Genomic DNA, 11,843 nt, shown 5'->3' with positions numbered 1-11,843 from the left:
ACAGAAACAGAAACAGAAACAGAAACAGAAACAGAAACAGAAACAGAAACAGAAACAGAAATAGTAATAGACAAGTAATTTAAATATATAACGGATAGTTGATGTGTCTCCCTTCATGTATGAGCCGGGATGGATAATCATCTATCCGTTATTTTTATCTTTTTTTACTGTTTTCGAGCGTATAAGCGTATAATTTATTTTATTGGTAAAGAGTTACTATTGGTAAAGCGTTACATAATATTTTGAAAATTTTTGAATTACTTTCAAAAGTATTGCCACGGATACAGATTTTCTAATCGATATCGCTTATCATAGATTCATAGGTCATTATATATAGACCTTTTACAGTAAATAGATAGCCTTATATGCGAGATTTTTACGTATAGGGGCTCATTAATATTAGTAAGTATTTTATAAAGATTTTGACATGAGGGGCTCAAAATGGAAAAGAAATTAGATCTATCCAAATCTGTATATGATTTGGTAAAAGAATATCCTGAAGTAGCAGATATTATGAAAGAATTAGGGTTCAGCGAAATCACAAACAAGGTGATGTTGAACTCTGTTGGTAAAATCATGACCATCCCGAAAGGGGCTAAGATGAAAGGCGTATCCATGATCAATATCGTGGGTGCTTTCATGAAAGCTGGTTTTACCTTAGAAGGTGAAATGCCAAACTTATCGGGTGATGATGCGAAAACTACGGAGCATTCTGGTGTGGCACCTACTGAAGCGGCTACAAAGTCTAATGTTACGGACGTATCTGCTAACGTAGCATCTAGTACAGTTGCAGCAAATGCAGTAGAAAGCAGTACACCAGTATCTACTACAGCGTCAGCTAACACTGACGAGAATTCCGAAACTAAGGCTGAAGATACTGTTCAAGATAGCGAACGCGTAGAGCAGCTCAAAGGCTTCTTGAAACGTTTAGGCACAGGTGAAGACCTTGGTGCGGTTCGTGAAGACTTTGCTAGTCAATTCGCCCATGTTGAGGCTAGTGAAATCATGAAAGCTGAGCAAGGCCTCATGCGTGAAGGTACGCCGTTGGCTGAGGTTCAACAATTATGTGACCTTCACTCTGCCTTGTTCCACGGCTCCACTATCCATGAACAAATGGAGTCTGAACATGCTAAGGTTGAGGCTGTACTAGAAGCACAAGAAAAAAGTCAAAGCGTAGTAACGTTAGTCGAAACAGTAGGTCATCCACTCAATCGATTAACAGAAGAAAACAAGGCTCTTGATGCGTTAATTGAATCCATTCGACCTAAAGTGGCAGATAAAACGGCAACCGTTGATGATGTAAATGCAGTGCGTCAAGTATCTGTTCACTATGCTAAGAAGGGTGACCTTTTGTATCCGCATTTGAAAGTAGCCTATGATATTTCTGGTCCATCTATGGTCATGTGGACTGTTGATGGTGATATTCGGGACCAACTAGGTGATTTAGCTAAGTCTAGCCAAAGCGTAGATGATTGGTATAGACGTTTTGGTGAGCTTCTTACACGTGCTCAAGAAATGATTTATAAAGAACAAAATATTTTGTTCCCAATCTGTGCAGAAAACTTCAGCACTGAAGAGTGGTATCAAATCTACAAAGATACAGCGCAGTATGAAGAAATCTTTGGGGTAAAACGCACTGTTTGGACAGAGGCTGAAGCCGCATTAGCTACACAAACAACAAAAGCAAGTGGCGATGATAATACTATTGCTCTAATAGGTGGTAGCTTAACTGTGGATCAATTAAATGCCATGCTTAATACAATGCCAATGGAAGTAACCTTCGTTGACCACGAAGACATTAACCGTTACTTCAACGATGGTGAAAAGGTCTTTAAACGCCCTACTACAGCTATCGGTCGCGATGTATACTCTTGCCATCCGCCAAAGGTAGAACCAATCGTACGTGGTATCATTGATTCCTTCCGTAAAGGTGATCGTGATAATGTAGCGGTATGGCTTGAAAAGCAAGGTCGCCCATTCTATGTCAATTATATGGCTGTTCGTGACCCAAACAATAACTATATTGGTACATTGGAACTCGTACAAGATATGCAATTTGCAAAAGATCATTTCGCTAGAACTAAATAAGACCCTATATATGTGGTAACCTGAATAGGTAACATATATAAGGCATATATAGAAAAGAGGCTGCTCTAACACCATTTGATGGTAGAGCAGCCTTTTTGTATGTCTTATAGCTTATCGCACATACATCCCTTTATGTACTAAGGTTGTGTAGGGGGATAGTATGATTGGATACAATTACTATGCTTAATATGGCTGATATTTTAAATATTTCTAATAATGCTGTGGGTAGCGGTTATCTTCGCTCCGTTTCATAGGAACAGCGATGATTTGACGCTGTGCATCGCTAGCGCTTGCATCAAAGGCGCCGTATACAGGACTTAGAACGGCGATGGCGTCGTTTGGTTTGGTGAAAGCTCCGATACACCACATAATACCAGTAATAACATTGGGAGCACTGGTAAGCCAGTCGCTAATGATTGTGCAGTTATGACGGCGTTTATACCAACTGATAACGGCCTCTATATAATTCGGATTTGTCATGGTATAACCTAATGGATTGGCTTTGACATAGTTGCAAATGGCCTCTTGAATGCATTGAGGTGGCATAAAGTCCCATATCTGCCCCCCATAGTGGTAATAGGTCTGTGCAGCTAAATTTTAAATGTTCACCGTCCCATTTGCGGGAATGAGATCCTTGGCGGTCAATATAGTATTTTTCGGTAAATTCTGCTGTATTCATTGAGAACCTCTTAATGGATGCATCTGATTGGTATTATTTGGTGAGTTGCTCTAAGGATTTCTTTTCCGCTGATAGCCATGATAAATAGGATTGTTCACGATGAATTGCGCGCCTTAGGATTAAAAGATGGCCATAATGATTAACCGTGTCTGTGGTAGAAACTGTAGACATGCGATTATTAAGATATATTAGTTTAATTTTATGACGTGCAATCTCTTCTGTAATTAAATCCATCAGTATTGGATTTTTCGCATCACTAATTAGATACGCTTTGATGGGAAATTCGTCCTTGCTAGGGGGCACATCGTTTAAAGGCTCTTTTAACCAGTGATGTAGTACAGTTAGGCCTTGTTGTGTAATATGATAGAGATGTTTTTCTAACTTTTCACCGACAATTTTAGTGTTTGCTTCAATAAGGCCCATTGCTTCTAGTCGTCTCAATTCAGGATAAATTTGACTGTGATTAGCATGCCAAAAATCGGATAATTCTGTATTAAATAATTTTTTTATATCATAGCCAGACATATCTTGGAGGGATATGAGACCGAGTAAGATATATTGTAATATATTTTTCTGTGCCATCTAGTCCTCATTGTAAAAGTAAGAATTATACTTCGTTTATAGTAATAACTTGATTCATAATTATAACAATTTACATATCTATTTTAATATGTAAAATTGAATATGTAAATATTGACATATATAAAAGAAAGATATAATATTGAACTATAAAACATGTCATTAATTACATATATGGTGTTACTGAATATAGAAATTTGAATTCAAGTGTATCATAGATTAGATAATTGATCTGAATATATGGAATTGACTGATGTCTTTTATAAAAGCGATTATATTTGTTGAGAGGAATAGATTATGGAATATAAAAATTTAGAAGATTTTGTAGGTACTCATTTTATCTATACATATGATAACGGTTGGGAGTATGAATGGTATTGTAAAAATGATCATACTGTAGATTATCGTATTCATGGTGGTATGGTGGCAGGCCGTTGGGTAAAAGATCAAAAAGCAGATATTTGTAAATTGACTGATGGTGTTTTTAAAGTAACTTGGACTGAGCCAACTGGTACAGATGTGGCACTTGATTTTATGCCAAATGAAAAATTAATGCATGGCACTATTTTCTTTCCTAAATGGGTTGAGGAATATCCAGAGGTTACGGTATGCTTCCAAAATGATTATATTGCCTTGATGGAAGAATCTCGTGAAAAATACGAAAATTATCCTAAGTTATTAATTCCAGAATTTGCGAAGATTACCTATATGGGCAAAGCTGGTGTTGATAATGAAGATGTCATTGCAGAAGCTCCGTATAAAGGGATGACTGATGATATTCGCAATGGTAAATATTTTGATGAAAATTATCAACGTATTCATAAATAGTAATGGAAATAGTTAATAGTGAATTTTATAATAATATAGATTATTTTATTGTAGGTATTTAATTCTGTAAGGGTTTTAAATATTTAAGTAATAAGAGGTAATATATGAAAAAAATACTAATTGCTACAATGGTAGCGTCATTGATTACAGGCGGTGCCATGGCAGCAACTCAAGGTCCATCTTTAAAGGATGCAGAAGCAGAAAATCTAAATGCTACAGCTGTAAGTAAAGATATTTCTAATATTGTCGTACCTGAAGGATCTAAGTTAGTTCAAGTTGAGCCTAATCGACCATACATCAATTACATTTCTGACGTAGTGTATGAGCAAGTTCCAATGCGTGGCTATGATAATGTAGCTATGAAAATGGATATTATGGTGCCAAAAACTAAAGAGAAGTTGCCTGCTATCGTATATGTGACAGGTGGTGGATTCATCAATGCCAATAAAGACAGTTATATTCAGCAGCGTATGGATCTAGCAGAGTCAGGTTATGTGGTTGCGAGCATTCAATATCGTGTAGCTCCGACCGTACAATTCCCTAAGCCGTTAGAGGATGTAAAAGCAGCAGTTCGCTACTTACGTGCTAATGCAGATAAATATAATATCGATGCTAATAAAATCGGTTTATTAGGTGGCTCTGCTGGTGGCTATTTAGTAGCTATGGGGGGCGCAACTAATGGACAAAAGCAATTTGATGTCGGTGAAAACCTTAACGTATCTAGTGATGTACAAGCTGTTGTAGATACATATGGTTTGTCTGATTTAACAAAGGTTGCTGATGATTATTCCCCAGAGGTACAGAAAAAACATATGTCTCCTGCTGCGACAGAAGCCCTTTGGATTAATGGTAGTCCTGTATTTGGGGGCTTAGATGGTGGTGTTATGGCGGATCCAGCTAAGACAGAATTGGCGAATCCTATCCATTATATTTCCGATAAGACACCACCATTCTTGTTGATGCATGGCAATAAAGATACAGCGGTTTCCCCAAGTCAAACATACATTTTGCAACAAGCCTTACAAAAGAAAGGTATCTCTGCAGAAAGATATGTCGTAGCAAATGCACCTCATGGGGGCGTGTTATGGGTTCAACCAGAGATCGTTAAAATCATTACAGATTTCTTTGATCGCACATTAAAAAATAAATAATATATTTATAAGTTAATCCTGAACCAAATTTAACGACATAAACCTTACATTGGAAAGAGGTGCCTACTGGTGCCTCTTTTTCTATGCACTCCTTGCAAGTATAAGGGTTATATTCGTATACAAAACGTGTGATATTTGCTTGACTGTTGGGACTTTCACAATTTAGAATATACTATAGAATAGTGTGAGTCTGACCAGTGACCACACGTCTATCAAATGGTTACAAAAGATAAATGTTAGCAGCATGTGGCGGCGTCCCTATGTGAGAGGGCTCATCGGAATGCTTAGGTGCATGCAACGCTGTAAGTATAGTACTGGATCCTTGTTAGGAGGCATGTGCCATGAGTAACGAATTAAAACCACTACATTTTGATGCGGATTATACGATGGAGGAAGCGCTCGCAGAGGCGAAACGTTGTCTAAATTGTCCAAAGCCTTTGTGCCGTATGGGCTGTCCTATTGAAAACGAAATACCTCGTTTCATCCAAGCTATCGCACGTGGTAATTTTGGTGAAGCTAATGATATCTTGGCGGAACGAACAAATTTACCGTCTATTTGCGGTCGCGTATGCCCACGAGAAAATCAATGCGAAGGCAACTGTATCATGAATAAGGCGAAAAAACCGCCTATTAACATTGGTAAATTGGAACGCTTCGCGGCTGACTTTGAAAGTATCAATGAACTTCGCAAACCTAAGAAAATCAAACAAGATCTCGGTAAGGTAGCTGTAGTAGGTTCTGGGCCTGCAGGTTTGTCCGTAGCTGGTGATGTGGCTAAACTCGGTTATGAGGTAACTGTATTTGAAGGCCAATCTGAACCAGGTGGCGTACTCTTATTCGGTATTCCAGAATTCCGCTTGTCCAAAGCCGTTGTACGTCGTGAAATCGCTCGTCTTGAAGGCTTAGGTGTTAAATTCGTATGTAATACATTTATTGGTCAAGATAAAACTTTGGATGATCTTTTTGCTGAAGGTTTTGACTCTATTTTTATCGGTACTGGTACACATATTCCTCAAGAAGTGCGCATGGAAAATGATGAAGTGCATGGTGTATTCCAAGCGATGTACTTGTTGACTAACGTACAATTGGTAGAAAATGGGGAACTTGATGAAGAACAAATTCCTGTAAAAAAAGGAGACCGTGTTATCATCATCGGCGGTGGCAACGTAGCGATGGATGCGGCTCGTACATGCGTCCGTTTAGGCTGCGAAGCGGTAACTGTAGCATATCGTCGTAGCCAAGAACAAATGCCAGCCTTGTTGTCTGAATACGAAGAAGCTCGTGCTGAAGGCGTTCAGTTCCAATGGTTTGCTTCTCCAGTAGGCGTAGAAGGTACAGATAAGGTAGAAGGCTTTAAATATGAAGTGATGGCGCTTAACGAAGATGGTGCAGGTATCCACGGCACTGGTAACTTCCAAGTAATGCCTGTTGATAAAATCATTATCGCCGCAGGTCATAAACCAAATGCTCGTCTTGTAGGTGAAGGTAATAACTTAAAAGTAGATGAAAAAGGTTATATTATTACATCTGAAGATCCATATGGTATGACTAGTCGTGAAGGTGTATTTGCAGGTGGTGACGTTGTTCACAAACCTGCTACCGTAGTATTGGCTATGCGTGAAGCTAAAAAAGCTGTTGATGGCATGGTTAAATACATGGAAATCAAAAAAGCACAAGAAAGCATTGTACAAAAATAACTACATATTTTTTAATATTTATATAGCTAGATGGTTTGTATAGACTGTCTAGCTATTATTTTAATTTGTAACATAGGTTAGAATTTATTATAATTTATGTAAAGGTGATTAAATTTTATATTAATTGGGAGGTTAGTATATGAATTACTGGACAGAAAGAAGCATAGAGATTGCTAATACGGAGGCATATTTAGATAGATTGTATGAAATTTACCCAATGGCTAATAATGAGTGTAGAAATATTGATGCAGATGTTATAGATACCATTATTAAGGCTATTGAAGATGGGGATAATACAACATTAATTAATTATCTTTTACAACAGGAGTTGTTTCCGATTAAGGATTCTTATGTAGCGTATTTAAGAAAAGATAATAATGCAATTTTACGCAATCCAGAAGTAGTTAATCGGATTACAAATAAAATATATGAAATTGGGGCAGAAGAAGTTATTAGAAGAATCCGTGAACCAAAAGAAACTAATAGGCAAATGGGGCCATTGTTTAATAATTGGTTAAGAAGTGGTATGTTAGGGCTAACTTTGGTTGAAACAGAACGCGATTTTTTGAGGGATTCAAGCGACTGTGTTTTTATTGGTTCAGATCAAGTAAAAAAAGAGTTTGCTCATAGATATTTGGGCTATAATAGAGAAAAAGGTCTTGATTTTTTGGCTCGAGTTAATGGGCTTTTTATTATGGGGGAAGCCAAGTTTTTGACTGATTTTGGTGGGCATCAAAATGCACAATTTGAGGATGCATTAGCAACAATGAGAACAACATTAGGGGAGTCAAATTATAACGTTCTATTAATATCGATTTTGGATGGAGTTCTTTATATTAGAAGTAGAAATAAAATGTATAAACGATTACAAGATGATTTAACTAATGATGAGGTTGTATTATCAGCTGTTTTATTATCTGACTTTATAGAGGATGTGAAGGCGAACATTGGAGATTATATATAAAAACAAAAAAGCTATAGAAGAAATTGAAAATATTATAGATGTTCAAAGGGATAATATACGTCAACTACCTATAAATATATCAAACTTAGGAATATATATATTTGGAGATAATTTTGATGGTATGGTTCAATTATTGAATAAATTTGAAAACTCAATAGATCTAGTATATATTGATCCACCATTTAATACTAAAGGGGCATTTTACTATGATGAAGAAGTTACATCAACAATAAGTACATCTAAAAACAACTTAGTTGCCTATCATGATGATATGGATGTAGAGGAATATTTGGAGTTTATAAGAGAGCGTTTGGTTTTAATTAGGCGGTTATTAAGTCCTAGAGGAACTTTATATTTTCATATTGATTATAAGGTGGGGCATTATATCAAGTTGATTTTGGATGAAGTTTTTGGTATTGAGAATTTTGTTAGTGATATTGCTAGGGTTAAATCTAACCCTAAAAATTTTTCTAGAAGAGCTTATGGTAATGAGAAGGATTTGATTTTAGTATATTCTAAGCAAAAAAATAAAAATATATTTAATGATATAAGAATTAAATTGGAAAAAAGTGAGCTTGATAAACTATATAGAAAAGTTGATTCAGACGGTAGAAAATATACTACTGTACCATGTCATGCACCGGGCGAAACTAATAAAGGTGTGACTGGGTCATATTGGAATGGGATGCTTCCACCTAAGGGGCGGCATTGGCGGTATTCGCCTGATAAATTAACAGAGCTTGATCAAGCCGGCTGTATAGAATGGTCTAAAAATCAGGTGCCTCGTGTTATTAAATATGCTTCTGAGCATAGAGGAAAAAAAATTCAAGATGTCTGGAAGAATTATAAGGACCCTCAACGACCATTATATCCAACTGAAAAAAATATGGAGATGTTAGAAATGATTGTTCAACAATCATCTAATGAAAATTCTGTAATAATGGATTGTTTTTGTGGATCAGGTTCATTTTTAGAAGCAGGTAAAAAACATAATAGATATGTTATTGGTATTGATAAATCTATAGTATCAAAACAAGTTGTAGAGAATAGACCTAGCCTAGAAGGTATAAAGATATTTTCATTAGAAGAATGTTGAGAGATAACTTTATTTATATTTGATATAAACGAATTATAAAATTAATAATTCTAGATTTCAAGAAGCTTGCGTTGGGGATTATTATACCTTAATTTTTTAAAAGCTATACGTTACCAGTGGTTTTAATGATTTTAGAGATTCTATGTTTGAAATTTGGCTAAAATTCCACGAAATGATGAAACTCTACGCAATATAATACACATAAGAAAAAAAGTCTTAACTAAACTGATTTGTACATTGGTTTTGTTAAGGCTTTTGTGTTATCGCTTTTCAACCATTACTAGGAAATGATTGAGCCTAGATTTATAGTAAAGGCATAAATATGTGTTGAGGGAGAAAGTAGATAGAGGTTGCCATGAATCCTATCGTATGTTGTCAAGATCTACAAGTTCGAGAAGAAGTTCACAAGCTTGGTGTATTGATTTTACTTTGGCGTAGACAATTGGGAATGACTCAATATCAATTGGCAGATAAATCGGGTTTAGCCCAATCTTATATTAGTGACCTTGAAAGTGGTGCTGTAGATCCTCGGTGGTCTACAATTTATAGAGTCATATATGGACTTGGAGAAATGAATATACAAGATTTTTTGAATGGGCCGCAAACAATTAGAAGCCTAAAGATTCATTAATGATGATGACTTCCATGGTTTGCATATTGCGCATCTTTTTATAGTAAATCGTTAATGCATTGCATATACGATCCGGAGAACCACAATCGTAGCATTTTTCTTCTAATGTAGCACATGGATTGAGAGAGCTCTTTTTATTCTTTTTACTGTTGAGCGGAGCGGCTACATTTCGTGCGCGATAGATGGCGGAAGCTAAATCTGGCGTGATTTTGTTGATGCCTAGCACAAAAAATACCTCTTGAGAGCCGAATAAAGAGGCTGCAACACGATTACCCGTACCATCAATATTAACCATCTCTCCCGTTTGAGCAAGAGCGTTTACAGAGGTGAGGAATACATCACGCCCCATGGTACGCAATGCGGTGTCGCGGAAACTTTCACCAGAAAGGGGACGTTGAATATCTGTTATATCATCGTTGACCTGGGCTAAGACATCATGAACCTTGAGCTCCAATAAGGTGTGAGAATCACCGATGGCTACACGTTTATTTTGAATACGACCTTTTAAATAGGAAATAGCTTCTGCGCCTGTTTCAAAATAATGAACTACAAATTTATTTCGCTCCAAGGCTTTAATCGTCTTCTCTATGTCTATAGGCGTTTCGTTATTTTCTGGATTTATAACGGCGTTAATTGTTGTCTCAGTATTTGCCATAAGCCCTCCTAAATGAGTGTATAAGGAATATAAATTGGCATTTTGCTATCCGTATTTTATTTCTATTATTGTAGCGTGTATGTGTAAAGAGTTCAATTATTGGTATGTAGTTCGTAGATAAAACTTATTTGAGGCGTTAGGTTTTAAATTAAAAAATTAGGAATCTAATCCAATCTTATATTTAAAATGATAAAAAGGTGGAATGAAATCCAAGTTGATAGTTAAAATTGAGAAAAGTTGGAATGAGTTCCAACTTTCACAAAAAGAGTATAATACTAGGAATGATATGTTAAGAAATAATTTTTACTTTTATCAATAGGTTGAATTTGCTATAATAATAGTATTGATATGGCGTAAAGCCAATGTTAAGGAGGCAAAAATCGTGGATTTAATTCAAAAATTAAAAGACCAAGTAAAACCATTAGGTAAAAAAATCGTGTTGCCAGAATACAAAGATGAACGCGTATTGAAAGCAACTGAAATTATTTTGAAAGAAGGTTTCGTAACACCTGTACTCGTTGGTAGCCCTGCTGAAATCGCTGAAGCTGCTAAAGCTGTTGGTGTATCCATTGAAGGTGCTGAAATCATCGATCCTGCTAACTACAATCGTTACCAAGAAATGGTTGATACATTCGTAGAATTGCGCGCTAAAAAAGGTATGACTCCTGAAAAGGCTGATGCAACTATGAAAGGTGATTGCTTGTTCTTCGGTGCTATGCTTGTTCGCCTTGGTGCAGTAGACGGCATGGTTGCTGGCTCTGCTTGCCCAACTGCAAACGTATTGCGCGCTGCATTACAAGTTGTAGGTACTAAACCAGGTCTTAAAACTGTATCTTCTTCCATGTTCATGTTCACAAGCAAAAAAGAATATGGCGACGACGGTATGCTTGTATTCTCCGATTGCGGCGTATTGCCTAACCCAACTAGCGAACAATTGGCTGATATTGCAGAATCCACTGTAGAAAAAGCTCGCAAAGTTGTTGGCATGGCTGATCCTCGCGTATCCATGTTGTCCTTCTCCACAAAAGGTTCTGCTTCCACTCCTGAAGTAGATAAAGTGGTTGAAGCTGTTAACATCTTGAAAGAACGCAATGTTGACTTCAAATTCGACGGCGAATTACAATTGGACGCTTCCATCGTTCCTTCCGTAGCAGAAAAGAAAGCTCCTGGCTCCAACGTAGCTGGTAAAGCTAACATCTTGATCTTCCCTGATCTTCAAGCTGCTAACATCGGTTACAAATTGGTACAACGCTTCTCCGGCGCTGATGCTCTTGGCCCATTGATTCAAGGTTTGGCTAAACCAGTTCATGACCTTTCCCGTGGTTGCTCCGCTCAAGACGTTGTAGACGTTGCCGCTATTGCTGCTATTGAAAGCATCTAATAGTTACTCACACAATTATATATAAACATATGTCATATATATTTTGATATGCTGAAAGCTGGCTCTATGGGGCCAGCTTTTTGTATGTTCAATA

10 protein-coding genes and 1 pseudogene are annotated in these 11,843 nt (G+C 36.8%); 8 read left to right on the top strand and 3 right to left on the bottom strand.

What is annotated here, in order from left to right; all coding sequences use genetic code 11:
- Positions 1-441 precede the first annotated feature (441 nt).
- Complete coding sequence (locus Q7O55_RS07310) at positions 442-2,088, top strand: DUF438 domain-containing protein (RefSeq protein ID WP_303929494.1); 1,647 nt, start codon at positions 442-444, stop codon at positions 2,086-2,088.
- Between the two features lie 225 nt (positions 2,089-2,313).
- On the opposite strand, the pseudogene Q7O55_RS07305 reads toward Q7O55_RS07310, so the two are convergent.
- Positions 2,314-2,767: pseudogene (locus Q7O55_RS07305) on the bottom strand (aminotransferase); the annotation flags it as partial.
- Between the two features lie 33 nt (positions 2,768-2,800).
- Positions 2,801-3,349, bottom strand: a complete 549-nt coding sequence (locus tag Q7O55_RS07300; protein ID WP_303929493.1) for a PadR family transcriptional regulator — start codon at positions 3,347-3,349, stop codon at positions 2,801-2,803.
- Between the two features lie 294 nt (positions 3,350-3,643).
- Between Q7O55_RS07300 and Q7O55_RS07295 the strand changes: the two genes are divergently transcribed.
- The 6 genes from Q7O55_RS07295 to Q7O55_RS07270 all read left to right on the top strand — a co-directional run bounded on the left by Q7O55_RS07295 (position 3,644) and on the right by Q7O55_RS07270 (position 9,713).
- Positions 3,644-4,174, top strand: a complete 531-nt coding sequence (locus Q7O55_RS07295; protein WP_303929492.1) for a phenolic acid decarboxylase — start codon at positions 3,644-3,646, stop codon at positions 4,172-4,174.
- 104 nt (positions 4,175-4,278) lie between these two features.
- The gene (locus Q7O55_RS07290; RefSeq protein WP_303929491.1) at positions 4,279-5,325 is read left to right on the top strand and encodes an alpha/beta hydrolase; all 1,047 of its coding nucleotides are present in this window, start codon (positions 4,279-4,281) and stop codon (positions 5,323-5,325) included.
- 341 nt (positions 5,326-5,666) lie between these two features.
- A complete protein-coding gene (locus tag Q7O55_RS07285; RefSeq protein ID WP_303929490.1) occupies positions 5,667-7,022 on the top strand; it encodes an NAD(P)-dependent oxidoreductase in 1,356 nt (451 codons plus the stop codon).
- Between the two features lie 139 nt (positions 7,023-7,161).
- Positions 7,162-7,986: a hypothetical protein gene (locus Q7O55_RS07280; RefSeq protein ID WP_303929488.1), complete on the top strand. Its 825-nt coding sequence runs from the start codon at positions 7,162-7,164 to the stop codon at positions 7,984-7,986.
- The gene (locus Q7O55_RS07275; RefSeq protein ID WP_303929487.1) at positions 7,970-9,082 is read left to right on the top strand and encodes a site-specific DNA-methyltransferase; all 1,113 of its coding nucleotides are present in this window, start codon (positions 7,970-7,972) and stop codon (positions 9,080-9,082) included. The genes Q7O55_RS07280 and Q7O55_RS07275 overlap by 17 nt, the downstream gene beginning before the upstream one ends.
- A gap of 355 nt (positions 9,083-9,437) precedes the next feature.
- A complete protein-coding gene (locus Q7O55_RS07270; protein WP_227037261.1) occupies positions 9,438-9,713 on the top strand; it encodes a helix-turn-helix domain-containing protein in 276 nt (91 codons plus the stop codon).
- Here the strand turns inward: Q7O55_RS07270 and Q7O55_RS07265 are convergent.
- Positions 9,691-10,368, bottom strand: coding sequence for a lactate utilization protein (locus Q7O55_RS07265; protein ID WP_303929485.1), 678 nt, complete (start codon positions 10,366-10,368; stop codon positions 9,691-9,693). The two genes, Q7O55_RS07270 and Q7O55_RS07265, sit on opposite strands and share 23 nt — an antisense overlap.
- Positions 10,369-10,750: 382 nt before the next feature.
- On the opposite strand from Q7O55_RS07265, the gene pta reads away from it, so the two are divergent.
- Positions 10,751-11,749, top strand: coding sequence for a phosphate acetyltransferase (pta, locus tag Q7O55_RS07260; protein ID WP_303929483.1), 999 nt, complete (start codon positions 10,751-10,753; stop codon positions 11,747-11,749).
- Positions 11,750-11,843 lie beyond the last annotated feature (94 nt).

The sequence above is a fragment of the Veillonella parvula genome, from assembly GCF_945949885.1.
GTDB classification, from domain to species: Bacteria; Bacillota; Negativicutes; order Veillonellales; family Veillonellaceae; genus Veillonella; species Veillonella parvula_B.
Note: the sequence above shows the minus strand (reverse complement) of the source record. Positions and strands in the feature narration are given on the sequence as shown.